At 52.9% G+C, this 15,572-nt stretch carries 13 protein-coding genes; 9 read left to right on the top strand and 4 right to left on the bottom strand.

Going from position 1 to position 15,572, the window contains the following annotated elements; translation table 11 throughout:
- Nucleotides 1–4: 4 nt before the first annotated feature.
- From JFC11_RS02745 to map, 4 genes are all read right to left on the bottom strand, one after another.
- Nucleotides 5–352 carry a Spx/MgsR family RNA polymerase-binding regulatory protein gene (locus JFC11_RS02745; RefSeq protein WP_198348665.1) on the bottom strand — a complete coding sequence of 116 codons (348 nt, stop codon included), beginning with the start codon at nt 350–352 and terminating at the stop codon, nt 5–7.
- A 28-nt stretch (nt 353–380) separates the two neighbouring features.
- On the bottom strand, nt 381–1,577 hold the full coding sequence (gene dapC, locus JFC11_RS02740; RefSeq protein ID WP_198348664.1) for a succinyldiaminopimelate transaminase: 1,197 nt from the start codon (nt 1,575–1,577) through the stop codon (nt 381–383).
- A gap of 127 nt (nt 1,578–1,704) precedes the next feature.
- Nucleotides 1,705–4,380 carry a [protein-PII] uridylyltransferase gene (locus JFC11_RS02735; protein ID WP_120385809.1) on the bottom strand — a complete coding sequence of 892 codons (2,676 nt, stop codon included), beginning with the start codon at nt 4,378–4,380 and terminating at the stop codon, nt 1,705–1,707.
- On the bottom strand, nt 4,380–5,171 hold the full coding sequence (gene map / locus JFC11_RS02730; protein WP_038481127.1) for a type I methionyl aminopeptidase: 792 nt from the start codon (nt 5,169–5,171) through the stop codon (nt 4,380–4,382). The genes JFC11_RS02735 and map overlap by 1 nt, the downstream gene beginning before the upstream one ends.
- Nucleotides 5,172–5,505: 334 nt before the next feature.
- On the opposite strand from map, the gene rpsB reads away from it, so the two are divergent.
- The 9 genes from rpsB to bamA all read left to right on the top strand — a co-directional run bounded on the left by rpsB (nt 5,506) and on the right by bamA (nt 15,554).
- Nucleotides 5,506–6,255, top strand: a complete 750-nt coding sequence (gene rpsB, locus JFC11_RS02725; RefSeq protein ID WP_038481130.1) for a 30S ribosomal protein S2 — start codon at nt 5,506–5,508, stop codon at nt 6,253–6,255.
- Nucleotides 6,256–6,473: 218 nt separating this feature from the next.
- A complete protein-coding gene (tsf, locus tag JFC11_RS02720; protein ID WP_038481144.1) occupies nt 6,474–7,343 on the top strand; it encodes a translation elongation factor Ts in 870 nt (289 codons plus the stop codon).
- Nucleotides 7,344–7,465: 122 nt separating this feature from the next.
- Entirely contained in the window at nt 7,466–8,239 is a 774-nt protein-coding gene (gene pyrH, locus JFC11_RS02715; RefSeq protein WP_038481158.1) for a UMP kinase, read from the top strand.
- 4 nt (nt 8,240–8,243) lie between these two features.
- On the top strand, nt 8,244–8,801 hold the full coding sequence (frr, locus tag JFC11_RS02710; protein ID WP_038481172.1) for a ribosome recycling factor: 558 nt from the start codon (nt 8,244–8,246) through the stop codon (nt 8,799–8,801).
- A 106-nt stretch (nt 8,802–8,907) separates the two neighbouring features.
- Nucleotides 8,908–9,693, top strand: coding sequence for a polyprenyl diphosphate synthase (gene uppS, locus JFC11_RS02705; RefSeq protein WP_198348663.1), 786 nt, complete (start codon nt 8,908–8,910; stop codon nt 9,691–9,693).
- Nucleotides 9,686–10,507 (top strand): phosphatidate cytidylyltransferase, encoded by an 822-nt coding sequence (locus tag JFC11_RS02700; protein ID WP_198348662.1) that lies wholly within the window; start codon nt 9,686–9,688, stop codon nt 10,505–10,507. Before uppS ends, JFC11_RS02700 begins: the two co-directional genes overlap by 8 nt.
- Nucleotides 10,504–11,688: a 1-deoxy-D-xylulose-5-phosphate reductoisomerase gene (ispC, locus tag JFC11_RS02695; RefSeq protein ID WP_198348661.1), complete on the top strand. Its 1,185-nt coding sequence runs from the start codon at nt 10,504–10,506 to the stop codon at nt 11,686–11,688. The genes JFC11_RS02700 and ispC overlap by 4 nt, the downstream gene beginning before the upstream one ends.
- Before the next feature lie 55 nt (nt 11,689–11,743).
- Nucleotides 11,744–13,102, top strand: a complete 1,359-nt coding sequence (gene rseP / locus JFC11_RS02690; RefSeq protein WP_038481192.1) for an RIP metalloprotease RseP — start codon at nt 11,744–11,746, stop codon at nt 13,100–13,102.
- 100 nt (nt 13,103–13,202) lie between these two features.
- Nucleotides 13,203–15,554, top strand: coding sequence for an outer membrane protein assembly factor BamA (gene bamA / locus JFC11_RS02685; protein WP_422822553.1), 2,352 nt, complete (start codon nt 13,203–13,205; stop codon nt 15,552–15,554).
- The last annotated feature ends 18 nt before the right edge of the window (nt 15,555–15,572 follow it).

Raw genomic sequence — 15,572 nt, 5'->3', positions numbered from 1 at the left:
TATGTTAACCGCTGAGAGAGTCGTAATCGCCGTTGCGGTAGCCCACTAAAATAGTGTCGTCATCAACTTCTAGCAGTGGTCTTTTGAGCAGCGTGGGCTGTTCAAGCACTAGCCTGCGGGCAGAGGTAGCATCCAGGCTGTCTTTTTCTTCCTGGGGTAAATCACGCCATGTTTTGCTGCGCTTATTAAGCGCTTCTAATAGCGGTACGCGCTCAAGAATGTGTTCAAGTAAGCCGGCTGAAAGACCATCTTTACGCAGGTCATGGGTCTTGAAAGGGATACCTTTCTCTTCAAGTACGTTGCGTGCTTTGCGGCAGGTGTCGCATGTGTTGATGATATAGAGTGTCAGCATATAACCTCCTTAAACAAGTCTACGGTGTCTAGCCGCGCTCAAGCAGTTGACGAAGTCGCTCAGCTGCTTCGAGCGTGGGCGCAAGCTCCGCCACTAATGCTAAACGTAGTCGACCCGAACCGGGGTTATGGCCATTTTTCCCTGGGCGGCCCATGAGGCTGCCAGGTAACACGCTGACGTGTTGCTCACTAAATAGCCGCTGAGTAAAGGCGATGTCATCGCCGTCGGGCACTGCTGGCCACAGGTAAAAGCTAGCTTCCGGCGTAGGGAAGTCCATTACGGGTGCCAGCACGTTGGTGACAGCGCTAAATTTTTCGCGGTAAGCGTCCCGGTTGGCACGTACGTGGGTTTCATCCTGCCAAGCGGCGATAGAGGCGTGCTGAAGCGGCAACGACATTGCACAGCCATGATAGGTGCGGTAGCGCTTAAACGGCGCGAGAAGGTTCGCGTCACCCGCTATAAAGCCGGAGCGTAGCCCTGGCAGGTTAGAGCGCTTAGATAGCGAATGAAACACTACGCAGCGTTGATAGTCGTCGCGTCCAAGCTCTGCGCAGGCTTGTAGCAGGCCGGGAGGGGGCGTGCTTTCATCCAGATATAGCTCTGAGTAGCACTCATCGGAGGCGATGATAAAGTCGTGCTCATCAGCCAGTGCGATGAGCTCCTTGAATTCAGAAAGTGGCGTGACGGCCCCTGTGGGGTTGCCAGGTGAGCAAATGAATACCATTTGTACATCGCGCCAGGTTGCCGCGCTCACGGCCGAAAAATCAGGGCGAAAACCGTTGTCAGCCGTGCACTCCAAATAGAGCGGCTCGCCACCTGCCAGTAGTGTGGCCCCTTCATAAATTTGGTAGAAGGGATTAGGGACAGCCACCTTAGCGGGGCGCTGGCGATCCAAGGCGGCTTGCACAAAGGCAAAAATTGCTTCGCGGGTGCCGTTAACGGGGAGTACTTGCTGTTCGGCATCTAGCCCGGCAAGCGAAAAGCGTTGGATTGCCCAGTGGGCAATGGTTTCGCGTAGGGCGGGTAGGCCGTTGGTTGCCGGGTAGCGAGCCATCTCTAATTGATGGGCAACCAGCGCCTCTAACGCCCCTGCGTAAGGGGCGTGTTGAGGCTCCCCAATAGTGAGGGGAATATGTGCAAGCCCCACCGGTGGCACAAGCGCTGCTTTTAGGGCGGCTAGCTTTTCAAACGGATAGGGGTGCAGAAGGTTTAGATCAGGATTCATGGCATGTCCGTTGATAGCCTAAAGGCGGTGCTGGATGTCTGTAAAAACGGCCAACTAAACCGCCGATTATAGGCAACCCCTGGTGCCACCTCAAACTTAACCACCAAGGCGTCGCTCATTTAAGCGCTTACACGCCTAATACTTCGATAAGCCGTTCGCGAAGCTGCTGTTGCCGTTCTGGATCGGTGAGCGGCTCGCCCGCTTTCGTGGTGATAAAGAAAACGTCTTCAACCCGTTCCCCCAACGTGGCAATTTTCGCAGCCGATAAGGCAATATCCTGTTCCATAAAAATACGCCCGACACGAGCCAGCAGGCCGGGGCGGTCTGGGGCAGTTAGCTCTAGCAGCGTACGTTCGTTGGCTGGGTCCTGCTCAATGACCACCTCGGTGGGTACCTTGAAGTGCTTAAGCTGGCGCGGTGTGTGGCGCGTGACGATCTCTGGATAGTCATCCGGATCGTCCAGCTCTTCGACGAGATGCCGACGCATCTCCTCAATATGCTCAGGATCACGGATAGGTTGGCCGTAATGATCTAGCACAATAAACGTATTTAGCGTCCAGTCGTTGTGCGAGGTGGCGATGCGGGCATCATGGATAGATAGACCTAGCTGCTCCATGGCGGCGGCGGTCGCGGCAAATAGGTCGTCTACCGAGCGGGTATGGATAAAAACCTTGGTGCCGCCTTCGGCCATATCGGCGGTGGGTGCGCTAATTAAGACCAGCGGCAAAACAGACGGCTGGTGGGCAAGAATGCCTTGGGTCTGCCAGACAATTTCGCTGGGTGCGTACTGAAGGAAATAGTCTTCGCCGAGGGACTCCCACAGTTGATCAATCTGAGCGCTGTCTACGCCGACTGTTTGCAGTAACGAACGGGCTTCGGTACGAGTTTCGCGCACCCAGTCATCTCGGTCAGGCGGGTTTTTTAGCCCTCGTCTCAGTGCTCGCTTGGTTTCAGCATGAAGCTGGCGCAACAGCGACGCACGCCAGCCGTTCCACAGGGTGGGGTTGGTTGCATTGATATCGGCAACGGTGAGCACGTAGAGATAGTCTAAGCGGGTCTCGTCGCGCACCGTTAGAGCGAAGTCGCGAATCACGTCCGGATCGCTAATGTCGCGCTTCTGGGCGGTCATAGACATCAATAGGTGATGCTCCACCAGCCAGCGCAGTAAGTTGGTGTCGTGTTGAGAGACATGGTGACGATGACAGAATTGCTCAACATCACGCGCACCAATCTCAGAATGATCGCCGCCGCGGCCCTTGCCAACATCGTGAAACAGCCCGGCAATCCACAGCAGATCCATTTTAGGCAGTTGATGAATCAGTGTGGCTGCGACGGGGAAGTCGTCTTTGGCATCCGGTTTGCGAAAACCGTGTAAAAACTTCAGTAAGCGAAGGGTGTGGGCGTCTACCGTGTAAATGTGGAACAAGTCGTGCTGCATCAACCCGACCGCGCGACCAAATTCTGGCAGATACTTGCCCAAGATGCCGTAACGGTTCATGCGCCTTAATTGGCGAGGGACATTGCCGGGAGCCCGCAAAATGGACATGAATAGTCGCTGATGGCGAGGGTCTTCGCGGTAGTGGTCATCAATTTGATGGCGATGGTCACGGATCAGGCGAATGGTGTCGGCGCGTACCCCTTCTATTTCCGGGTGCTTTGCCATCAGCAGAAACAGTTCCAGCATGGCCGCAGGTCGCTCACGAAACAGATTGCGTGAGCGCGCTTGGATGTAGCCGCCTTTGGTTTCGAAGCGCTCGTTTAGCTTAACGGTTTCCAAGGCCTCTTTGCCGCGCAGAATAACCTCATCGAAGTGCTGTAACAGCATGTCGTTAAGCCCAGCCAGGGCGGTCACATGCCGGTAGTAACGCTTCATGAACTGTTCAACTGCTAAACGCTCAGGGGTATCCCTAAAGCCAAACATTTCGGCAATGGTACGTTGGTGATCAAAAAGTAATCGATCTTCGGCGCGGTCTGTTAGCATGTGCAGGGCATAACGCACCTGCCATAAAAAGGCTTGGCCCTGGCTTAGAATGCGCAGTTCGGCATCATTCATAAAGCCATTCGCGACGATGTCAGCATAGTGCTCAGTGTCGAAATGGCGTTTAGCTACCCAGCCAATCATTTGAATATCACGTAGGCCGCCTGGGGAGCTTTTCAGGTTTGGCTCTAGGTGGTATTCCGAGTTGTTGTAGCGATAGTGGCGGGCAATTTGTTCTTGCCACTTTGCTTCAAAAAAGCGGTCAGCAGGCCAAATATGCTCGGCGCTAAGGCGTTCACGCATCTTTTGGCGAAGATGTTCGGGGCCAGCAATGAGTCGCGATTCCAACAGGTTGGTCATCACGGTGACATCAGCTTCAGCTTCCCGCTCACAGTCATTAAGCGAGCGCACGCTATGGCCGATCTCGAGACCGATATCCCATAAGAAGGTAATGAAAGCGCTTAGCGACTCGCGATAAGGGGTGTCATCATCATGCTCCAGTAGCAGTAGGAGGTCGATGTCTGAGTGCGGGTGTAGCTCGCCTCGGCCGTAACCACCCACTGCCACCAGGGCAACGCCATCGTCAGGCCAGTCGTGCTGGGCCCAGGCAATGGCTAGCAGCTGATCCAGATACCACGCTCGCCCGCGGACTAGGTCGCGTATATCAGCCCCAGAGCGAAACTGCTCATCCAGCTTGGCTTGTAGCTCCCGAAGCGCCGCCTTAAACGGCGCAATGGGGGAGCGTGATCCGGCGAGTTCGGTGCGAAACATAGCGAGATCGTACAGCGTGGTGTCCGGCTCGAACCGGTAGTGATGAAGAAGCATCAGCGATTTAGAAAACTGAAGTCTTCGTCGCTGCGTGCAGTCAGCACGTCAACACCGGTTTCTGTGACCAGCAGCGTGTGCTCCCACTGGGCAGATAAGCTTCGATCCTTAGTGACCGCTGTCCAACCATCGCGTAGCACCTTGGTTTTATAGCCGCCTACGTTAATCATTGGTTCGATAGTAAAACACATGCCAGCTTCCAGCGAGATGTCGGCATCGGGTGCATAGCCATCATAGTGAAGAAACTGCGGATCTTCGTGGAAATCGGCGCCGATGCCGTGACCGCAGAAGTCGCGCACCACGGAGTAGCCGTGTGCTTCAGCATGTTGCTGAATGACGCGGGCAAGTTCCGAAAGGTGTATGCCAGGCTTTACTAGCTCAATGCTTTTGTACAGGCACTCTTGGGTGATACGACATAAGCGCTCGCCCTGGATCGTATCGCCGATGACGAACATCACGCTGGAATCACCGTGGTAGCCGTCGGTTGTTTTGACGGTGATATCCAAATTCATGATATCGCCGTTCTTCAATTTTTTGGCATCATCAGGAATGCCATGACAGACCACGTGATTGATTGATGTACAGGTTGCTTTCGGAAAACCGTGGTAGTTCAGCGGGGCAGGTGTAGAGCCCAAATTGTTAACAATAAAATCGTGGCACAGGCGATCAATTTCACCCGTAGAGATCCCCGCCTTGATGTGGGGGGTGATCATTTCAATGACGCTGGCGGCTTGGCGCCCGGCTTCACGCATTTTCTCGATTTCAGAAGGCGTCTTGATAGGAACGTTCATGAATTCTCGATGTGGGTTCTAAAGTAAGTGGTGAACGGCAATGGTGAGCGGTAAATTAAGACCGTTACATGCGCTGTGACTTCATCTTGGTAATGATCTATGGTATAAAGCCGCGCGCTTTCCTGCAATCGCCATCCGATGCTTCTTTTTCAGTTGGTCATCTGCAGAAAGGCTATTTAAACGTAATGCAGAAATCTGTGTTACTAAACAGCAAGCCTTGAAAACACACATGCACCGGCACATGGTCCCGGGTGCCGCTGGCAGCGTTTGACGATGCCACTGGTCGGATCCATGGGGTGCGTGGAGGCCTAACCCGAGTTTCAGGAGTTTTATCATGTCTCACGTTAATATGCGTGACCTGCTGAAAGCAGGCGCTCACTTCGGTCACCAAACCAAGTACTGGAATCCGAAGATGGGCAAGTTCATCTTCGGCGCGCGCAACAAGATTCATATCATCAACCTCGAGCACACTTTGCCGGCGCTGAACGAAGCGATCGACGTGGTTGAGAAGATGGCGGCATCCAACAACAAAATTTTGTTTGTTGGCACCAAGCGCAGCGCTAGCAAGATCATCAAAGAAGAAGCAAACCGCGTTAACCAGCCGTTCGTCAACCATCGCTGGTTGGGTGGTATGCTGACTAACTTCAAGACCATTCGTCAGTCCATCAAGCGTCTGCGTGATCTTGAAACCATGCGCGAAGACGGCACGTTCGAGAAGCTGACCAAGAAAGAAGTCTTGATGGCAACTCGCGAGCAAGAGAAGCTTGAGCGTTCTATTGGCGGTATCAAGAACATGGGCGGCCTTCCTGACGCGCTGTTCGTTATCGATGTTGACCACGAGCGCATCGCGATCAACGAAGCCAACAAACTGGGTATCCCGGTTATTGGTGTGGTAGATACCAACTCAAACCCAGATGGCGTTGATTACGTTATCCCGGGTAACGACGACTCCATCCGCGCTATTCAGATCTACGTGAAAGCAATTGCTGACGCGTGTGGTCGTGCAAAAGAAGGTCGTCCGGAAGAGTTTGTTGAAGTGACTGAAGAAGCCGCTTCTGCCGACACTGACGCTGCTGCCGAGTAACGGTTGCAGTGGTGCGGCGGCCAGATAAGCCGCATCATGTTTAAGAGGGGGCCTTATGCCCCCTTTTTCCCGCTTTGAGTTCGCTCAAGTGGGCCGATTATGCCGGACGCTTAATGCCGGCGAATGCTCTACAAAGTGATACGCAACGGTCATCTACCGAGCCTATACTCTGTAGCGCGTTTAACTTTCAGCTAGAACCATTTCCGAGGTGAAAACTCATGGCTGCTATCAGCGCCTCTCAGGTTAAGGAACTGCGCGAACGTACCGGTCTTGGCATGATGGAGTGTAAAAAAGCACTTACTGAAGCCGACGGTGATATCGAAGTTGCAATCGAGAACCTGCGTAAAAGCTCCGGCCTTAAAGCCGCGAAAAAAGCGGGTCGTACCGCTGCAGAAGGTGCCGTTGTTACTCGCGTAGCAGAAGACGGCAGCTACGGCGTAATGGTCGAGATCAACTCCGAAACTGATTTCGTTGCCCGTGACGACAACTTCATCGCTTTCACCAACAAGATCGCGGATGCGTTCTTTGCGGCGAAAAATGAAGACGTTGCAGCGGTAATGGCTGGCGACCTCGAGTCTACTCGTGAGCAGCTGGTGCAGAAAATCGGCGAGAATATCGGTGTGCGTCGTGCCGTTGTTGTGAACGCCGTTGAAGGTGGCCTTGTAGGTGAATACGTTCACGGCGGCCGTATCGGCGTCTTGACCGTTCTGAAAGGTGGTAACACGGAAGCTGCTAAAGACGTTGCTATGCACGTAGCAGCGATCAATCCGTCGGTTGCGCACCCAGAAGATATGCCGCAGGAAGAGCTGGATAAAGAAAAAGCGATTATTCTGGCCCAGCCGGACATGGCCGGTAAGCCTGAGCAGATCGCTGAGAAAATGGTTCAAGGCCGTCTGAAAAAGTACCTGGCCGAGAACAGCCTGACCGAACAGCCGTTCGTTAAAGACCCGAACCAATCCGTTGCCGAGTTCGTGAAAGCGGCGGGTGGCGAAGTGGTTAGCTTCACTCGCTTTGAAGTGGGCGAAGGCATCGAGAAAGAAGAAGTCGACTTTGCTAAAGAAGTTATGGAACAGGCTGGCCGTCGCTAAGGTCAGAGGTTTCAGAAAGAAGATGGCGTGCGCGCGAGCGCACGCTTTTGTGTATCCGGCCCCTGCGAAAAACTGGGGTCGTCTCGCCCGCCTGTGTTCAGGTCTGCCTCAGGAGAGATGCCATGTCACGTGAAGTTCAAGAGTCCGCCCCCGCAGTTGCTGCCAGTAAGGCTGAAAAGTCGAAATCAAAATACAAACGTATTTTGCTGAAGTTGTCTGGCGAAGCGCTAATGGGTGAGCACGATTTTGGTATTGATCCGAAAGTGCTGGATCGTATGGCACTAGAGATTGGCCAATTGGTTGGTATTGGCGTTCAGGTGGGTATCGTGATTGGTGGTGGAAACCTATTTCGTGGCGCGGCGCTTAATGAAGCCGGCATGGATCGGGTGACGGGTGACCACATGGGAATGCTGGCAACAGTGATGAATGCGCTAGCAATGCGGGATGCACTTGAGCGCTCCAATATTCGCTCGCGGGTAATGTCAGCGATTCCCATGAGTGGTGTGGTGGAGCATTACGACCGCCGCACCGCCATCCGCTACTTAACGTCCGGAGACGTGGTGCTGTTTTCAGCTGGTACGGGTAACCCTTTCTTTACGACCGACTCTGCAGCCTGCTTACGTGGTATTGAAGTAGATGTTGACGTGGTGATCAAAGCCACCAAAGTGGACGGCGTGTACAATAAAGATCCGGTTAAGCATCCCGATGCCGTGAAGTACGACCAGCTCTCCTACGACGATGCCCTAGACCAAAAATTGGGCGTTATGGATTTGACCGCAATCTGCCTGGTACGTGACCATAATATGCCGGTGCGGGTATTTGATATGAATAAGCCTGGTGCCCTGCTGAATTTGGTAGTAGGGGGCAAGGAAGGCACGCTGATAGACAGAGGGTAATATCGTGATCAATGACATCAAGAAAGATGCAGAATCTCGCATGAAGAAAAGCGTTGAAGCGCTGCACAGTAACTTCAACAAGATCCGTACGGGGCGTGCTCATCCCAGTATTCTCGACGCTGTTACCGTTGATTATTACGGTGGCCAGGTGCCGCTAAATCAAGTGGCTTCTGTTAACGTGGAAGATGCTCGTACACTGACAGTGACGCCTTGGGAGCAGGGCATGGTGCCTAAGATTGAAAAGGCAATTATGACCTCTGATCTGGGGCTCAATCCTGCCAGCGCCGGTAATGTCATTCGTGTGCCGATGCCGATGCTGACCGAAGAAACGCGCAAAGGTTACATCAAGCAGGCGCGTAGCGAAGCTGAACATGCGCGCGTGGCGGTGCGTAACGTACGTCGTGATGCCAACGGTGATTTTAAGTCTTTGCTGAAGGATAAAGAAATTACTGAAGACGATCAGCGCCAGGGCGAAGACGAAATCCAGAAGTTGACGGATAAGTATATTGCTGAGGTTGATAAAGCGCTTGCCGCAAAAGAACAAGATCTCATGCAGGTATAGTTATTAGTGTAAAAATAGCTACCTGCTTTCAATCAACCACGGGGAGCTTGGCTGCCCGTGGGCCATCGCTTGGCTTTACTATGACTGATCTTTGGTGCGAGAACCCATGACGTCTCCGCAGCTTCCCCAAGCGCAGCAGGATGGCACACCGCCTTCTCGATCCGAGGAGGCACCGCCATCCCATGTTGCTATTATTATGGATGGTAATAACCGCTGGGCGCGTGCACGTGGGCTTTCCGGAGTACGCGGTCACCGAGCCGGTGTTGAAGCCGTGCGGGCGGTTATTGAACGCGCTGCGCAGCGAGGCGTTCAGACACTGAGTCTTTTTGCTTTTTCTAGTGAAAATTGGAAGCGTCCAGCAGCTGAGGTGAATGCCTTGATGGAGCTTTTTTTGATGGCGCTTAAGCGTGAAGTCAAAAAGCTCAATGATCGTAATATTCGCCTGTCAATTATTGGCGAACAGCGTGGTTTCTCCTATGCGATCCAAAAGCATATTCAGCGTGCCGAGTCGTTAACCGCAGAGAATACTGGCATGCATCTGGTGATTGCGGCCAACTACGGTGGCCAATGGGACCTTGCGCGAGCGGCTAGGCAGTTGGCGGAGCAAGTAGCCGCAGGTGAGTTAGTGGCTTCCGATATTGATGAGGCGCGTCTCGATGCGGCAATGAATACGCACAATGTACCGCCGGTAGATTTATGCATCCGCACCAGCGGGGAGCAGCGGCTATCTAACTTTATGTTATGGCAGTTGGCTTATGCAGAACTGCATTTTTCGCCACTGCTCTGGCCAGATTTCAACGGGGCGGCGCTTGATGAAGCGCTGGACGACTTTTGCCTACGTCGCCGTCGTTTTGGTATGACCGACGCACAAATAGAGGCGCAAGGTGCTTAAACAGCGGATGATTACAGCAGCTTGGTTAGCGCCCCTGACGCTGATCGGCTTGTTCGGACTACAAGGTGGAGCCTTTGCACTGTTTACAGCACTAATTGTGCTGCTAGGTGCTTGGGAGTGGACCAACTTAGCCGGTGTAGCCCGCCAGGGAGCGCGATTTTTCCTGGTGGCTGTTATGGGAGTATTAATGCTGGCGATGTGGCTGGGAGAGGCAGCGCTAGCCGCTTGGCCGCTTTGGCTGGCAGCTGTGGGGTGGGTGATTAATCTTTATTGGGTGACTCACTACCCTGATACTGCCAACCAATGGCAAGCCACTTCTCGTCGGTTGCTCATGGGTGTGTGGGTGCTGCTGCCGTGCTGGGTAGGATTCAATGTGCTCCGCGATAGTGGTGCTGTATGGCTGCTGTTTGTGCTATTGCTGGTCTGGACCGCTGATATTGGCGCCTACTTTGCTGGCAGGCGTTGGGGGAAAAATAAGCTTGCTCCAAAAGTGAGCCCAGGTAAGTCCTGGGAAGGTGTTTATGGCGGCCTTGCGGCCACACTATTGCTAGCGATTGTGTTCGCTGTGTGGCAGCCCATTAATCTTATGGGCGGTGTTGCACTGGTAGTGATTACCGGATTGGTTACGCTAGTTTCAGTGCTTGGTGATCTTCTCGAAAGTATGCTTAAGCGCTATCGGGATATCAAAGATTCAAGCCAGCTCTTGCCAGGCCACGGTGGCGTATTGGATCGTATTGATAGCTTGACGGCAGCAGTGCCTATTTTTGCGCTGTTCTATCTGCAGGTGATCCATCTACAGGTGAGCGTCCTATGAGCCCACCAGCTGTTCAACGTATTACAGTGCTTGGTTCAACAGGCTCAATTGGTAAAAGTACTCTTGATGTCATTGCTCAATATCCAGATCGTTATAGCGTTTATGCCTTAACGGCTCATACCTCAAAAGAAGCGCTCTTAGCGCAATGTCGTGTTCATCGTCCAGTTGTTGCTGTGTTAGATGATCCTGAGGATGCGGCCTGGTTGCAGCAAGCAATTTTAACATCAGGCCTCACTACCAATGTTCTTTCAGGGGCTATGGCGCTTTGCCAGGTGGCACGAGACAGGCAGGTGGATACCGTTATGGCCGCTATTGTTGGCGCAGCGGGCCTGCTACCTGCGCTAGCAGCTGCCGAGTCAGGTAAGCGCGTACTGTTGGCCAATAAAGAAGCTTTAGTGATGAGTGGCGCGCTGTTTATGGACGCTGTTGCTCGCTCAGGTGCAACTTTATTGCCGATTGATTCCGAACATAATGCTATTTACCAATGTCTACCTACCGAGCATAGAGGTGGATTGCGTCAGCACGGTGTTCGCCAGCTGCTGCTCACCGCCTCTGGCGGCCCTTTTCGTGGCTGGCAGGCAGAAGATATCGCTAATGTGACCCCCGAGCAGGCTTGTCATCATCCTAACTGGTCAATGGGGCGCAAAATCTCCGTCGACAGCGCGACGTTGATGAATAAAGGCTTAGAGCTTATCGAAGCGTGCTGGCTATTTGATGCAACGCCTGATCAGATACAGGTTGTAGTTCATCCGCAAAGCGTTATTCACTCTATGGTTGCCTATGATGATGGTTCGGTGATTGCGCAGCTGGGTAATCCTGATATGCGTACGCCTATCGCTTATGGATTGGCATGGCCGGAACGGATTGATGCGGGTGTTGAGACGTTGGATCTTTTTCAGGTGGCGCGTCTGGATTTCGAAGCCCCTGATGAAGCGCTTTTCCCCTGCTTGTCGCTCGCCCGCGATGCTATGCACAAGGGCGGCGCTGCACCGGCGATTTTGAATGCGGCGAATGAGGTCGCCGTGGAAGCTTTTCTGGAAGGACAGCTTGGCTTCAGCGCGATTGCTGATGTAGTGGCAAAAGTGATGGCTCTACCGTTTGAAGGACGTGCGGACACGCTTGATCAGATATTATCTGCAGATCAGTGGGCACGGGAGCAGGCGGCGCTAATAGTATGCTAGTAATTCGCTTGGCATCAGCCATCGTTGATCAGCGAGTTATGTAAAGGAGCGAAGAGTGGGCCTGATTCAGAACATATTAGCGGTGATCGTGGTACTGGGGTTGTTGGTAACCTTTCACGAGTTTGGCCATTTTTGGGTGGCGCGGCGCTGCGGTGTAAAAGTGCTGCGCTTCTCGGTTGGCTTTGGTAAGCCGCTGTGGTCGACCGTTGATCGTCACGGCACAGAGTTTGCGGTGGCGGCCATACCGCTAGGCGGCTATGTGAAAATGCTTGACGAGCGTGAAGCGCCTGTACCTGAAGAGCAATTAGATCAAGCATTTAATCGTAAAAATGTGTGGCAGCGTATCGCTATTGTTGCTGCTGGCCCGATTGCAAATTTTTTACTCGCGATTGTGGCCTATTGGGCACTGTTTGTTGCTGGCACCACAACCGTTGCCCCAGTAGTGGGCGATGTTGCTCCTAACTCTCCTGCGGCAGAGGCAGGGCTTTCTCACGGTGCAGAGATTACCTCTATCCAGGGGGATGCTATGCGCTCCTGGGAAGAGATTAACTTAAAGCTTGTCTCCATGATCGGGTTTAATGGTGACTTGATGCTTGAGGCGCAGCCTGAAGGGGCGAATGCCTCACGGGTTTATCAGCTTCCTGTTGTTGACTACATGGTTCGCCAGGACCCGCCCCAGCCAATGCAGAGTTTGGGTATTACTCCTTGGCGCCCCAACGTACCCGCGGTGCTAGGCCAAGTGATTGATGGCCAGGCGGCTTCACAGTCTGGCCTGCGGGCAGGTGATCGTATTTTGTCACTGGATGGCGAGCCAATTGATGATTGGATGCAGTTTGTCTCGGTTATTCGTGAGAGTGCAGGCCAAACCCTAGTGGTGAGTTACCAGCGTGGTGATGAGCAGGGCAGCCTCTCTTTAACGCCTGGTCGTAATACGCTGGAGAGTGGCGGTGAGGTTGGGTACATTGGTGCCGGAGCGCAGCAGGTAACATGGCCTGAAGAGTTTCAACGTGAAATTCGTTACGGGCCTGTAGCAGCGGTAGGTCAGGCGTTATCACGTACAGGTGAGATGACGCTACTGACGGTAGATGCTATCCGTAAGATGCTGGTGGGGCTTATTTCACCGTCGAACCTTTCGGGGCCGATTACCATCGCGCAGATATCAGGTGACTCTGCTCGTGCGGGGATGGAAGCGTTCGTAGGCTTTCTAGCGTATCTTTCCATCAGCCTTGGCGTGCTTAATCTACTGCCAATACCTGTGCTCGATGGTGGGCATTTACTTTATTATTTTATAGAGGTCGTGCGTGGGCGGCCGGTCTCTGAGCAAACGCAAGCAGTAGGGTTGCGTATTGGGCTTGCCATGGTAGGCACCCTAATGTTAATGGCTCTCTATTTTGATCTGATGCGCCTGTGGTAATGACGCGTGTAGGGCGCTGGATGCCTTGTCATCTGCCTGCACAAATGTATATGGTGCCTATCTGGAATGATGGGCAGACCAACGCGAGCGAACTGACTGCATGAAAATCAAGACCCTTGGAATGGCGGCATTGTTGCTGGTAGGTACCAGCAGTGCCCAAGCACAATCCTTTGATGTTTCCGACATTCGTGTGGAAGGACTGCAGCGGGTATCTGCCGCCTCGGTCTTTAATGCGTTTCCCGTCAATGCCAATGATCGCGTTAGCGAACAGCAGCTTGCTGCTGCTGCGCGAGATTTGTTTGCCACAGGCTTGTTTGAAGATGTTTCCCTCGCGCGCGAGGGGGATGTGTTGGTTATTCAGGTGGTTGAGCGGCCGACCATCGCGCGCTTGAACATCGAAGGGAATCAGCAGATTTCTGATGAGGATCTGCGCAATGGCCTACGCGAATCAGGCCTTTCCGAAGGGCAGGTGCTTCAGCTTTCCACATTGGAAGAGATTCAACGTGAGCTTGAAGGGGTTTATCAAGCTCAGGGACGCTACAGCGCAGGCATCGATGTTGAAGTTGATGAAATTGATGAGGGCCGCGTCCAGGTTAATATCAATGTTAATGAAGGCGAAGTCGCTAAAATCCGACAGATCAATATTGTTGGTAATGAGGCATTCGACGACGAGACGCTGCGCGACGTATTCGAGCTAAATGATCGGCCAGGGCGTGTTTTTGGTTGGTTCTCTAAGGATGATTACTCTCGTGAAGCGCTTGCAGGTGACATTGAGCGACTACGCTCTTTCTACCTGGATCGTGGTTACGTTAATTTTGATGTCACCTCAACACAGGTATCGATTGGTCCTGAAAAGTCAGAGATCTTCATCACGTTAAATATTGATGAGGGCAATCAGTTCCAAGTAGGCGACATTCGTTTTGCAGGTGACCTGCAAATTAGCGAAAACGAAGCGAACGAACTACTGACTATTAACCGTGGTGATACGTTCTCTCGTGGGGATCTCAACGCGTCTACTGAAGCGCTTCGCCAGCGACTTGGTGCGGAAGGCTTTGCGTTTGCTGAAGTTCAAGGTATCCCTGAAATGGCCGGTGATGGTGAAACGGTTGATTTAGTGATCGCGGTCAACCCTGGTCAGCGAACTTATGTACGTCGCATTGAGTTTTTCGGCAATACCACAACGCAAGACGAAGTATTGCGTCGCGAAATGATCCAGTTAGAAGGTGCACCTGCCTCGACTGAGTCGATTACTCAGTCGCGTCAACGCTTAGAGCGTCTCGGCTTCTTTAGCCAAGTAGAGGTTGATACGCAACCGGTCCCGGGACAGCCTGACTTACTAGACGTAACGTATAACGTTGAAGAGCAGCCGTCTGGCTCAGTTTCTGCCAGTGTCGGCTTTTCACAAAGCGCAGGTGTGATTTACGGCGTTGGTCTGGCGCAAAATAACTTCCTGGGCACCGGGAACCGCGTCAACGTAGGTGCACAACGTAGTGATACGTTTACCAGTGTTAACTTTGCTTTCACGGATCCCTATTGGACACTGGATGGTATTTCGCGCGGTTATAATCTCTTTTATCGGGAAACTGATTACGGCGACTCCGATATTTCGACGTTCTCCACCGATGCTTACGGCGCTGGTATTAACTTCGGTTATCCCATCAGCGAGCTTTCCCGTCTGAACTTCGGCGCCAGTCTTGAAGAAATCACGGTTAAAACCTACAACGACTCTGCCTCAGAAATTATTCGTTACGTCGAAGATCAAGGCGATAATGCACAAAGCCTGAAGCTGACTGCGAGCTGGACACGTAATAACTTGAACCGTGGCATTATGCCAACAGCGGGTAACTATCAGCGTGTATCGCTAGAAACAGGTGTCCCTGGTAGTGATGCGGAGTACTACAAGCTGCGTGCTCGTGCCCAGCAGCTATTCCCGATCAATGATGACCAGACCTGGGCGTTGAAGTTTACCGGTAATCTAGGCTATGCCGACACGCTGGGTAGCAATGATCCTTATCCGTTCTATGAGAACTTCTATGCGGGTGGCTTAGGTTCAGTACGTGGTTTTACTTCAAACACCCTGGGACAGCGTACAACGCCGACTCGAGATGGTGGTCGTGACCGTACGTTGGGTGGCAATATATTGGTAGAAGGGTCGGCAGAAGTGCTCTTCCCAATGCCCTTTGTGGAAGATCAGCGTGCGATTCAACCGTCGCTCTTCCTCGACGCGGGTAATACCTTCTTGAGTTCTTGCTATGATGTGCAGGAAGCAGATGTTGGGCGCCAGCAATGCAGTTCTGGAGTCGACTTGGGTGACTTGCGTTACAGCGTTGGTATCGGCCTTTCGTGGCTAACGCCGGTAGGCCCTTTGACCTTCAGCGTGGCAGAGCCGTTAAGCGATAAAAGCGGTGACGATACTCAGTTCTTCCAGTTCTCGCTGGGCCAAACGTTCTAACATGGTGGGATACGTTGG

Origin of the sequence: Vreelandella alkaliphila (genome assembly GCF_016107625.1) — a bacterium.
Taxonomy (GTDB): domain Bacteria; phylum Pseudomonadota; class Gammaproteobacteria; order Pseudomonadales; family Halomonadaceae; genus Vreelandella; species Vreelandella alkaliphila.
Note: the sequence above shows the minus strand (reverse complement) of the source record. Positions and strands in the feature narration are given on the sequence as shown.

Coding starts and splice junctions, on each gene's coding strand:
- tsf (WP_038481144.1), top strand. CDS start 6,474: ATGGCTGCTATCAGCGCCTCTCAGGTTAAGGAACTGCGCGAACGTACC.
- rpsB (WP_038481130.1), top strand. CDS start 5,506: ATGTCTCACGTTAATATGCGTGACCTGCTGAAAGCAGGCGCTCACTTC.
- dapC (WP_198348664.1), bottom strand. CDS start 1,577: ATGAATCCTGATCTAAACCTTCTGCACCCCTATCCGTTTGAAAAGCTA.
- JFC11_RS02735 (WP_120385809.1), bottom strand. CDS start 4,380: ATGCTTCTTCATCACTACCGGTTCGAGCCGGACACCACGCTGTACGAT.
- pyrH (WP_038481158.1), top strand. CDS start 7,466: ATGTCACGTGAAGTTCAAGAGTCCGCCCCCGCAGTTGCTGCCAGTAAG.
- uppS (WP_198348663.1), top strand. CDS start 8,908: ATGACGTCTCCGCAGCTTCCCCAAGCGCAGCAGGATGGCACACCGCCT.
- map (WP_038481127.1), bottom strand. CDS start 5,171: ATGAACGTTCCTATCAAGACGCCTTCTGAAATCGAGAAAATGCGTGAA.
- ispC (WP_198348661.1), top strand. CDS start 10,504: ATGAGCCCACCAGCTGTTCAACGTATTACAGTGCTTGGTTCAACAGGC.
- JFC11_RS02745 (WP_198348665.1), bottom strand. CDS start 352: ATGCTGACACTCTATATCATCAACACATGCGACACCTGCCGCAAAGCA.
- bamA (WP_422822553.1), top strand. CDS start 13,203: ATGAAAATCAAGACCCTTGGAATGGCGGCATTGTTGCTGGTAGGTACC.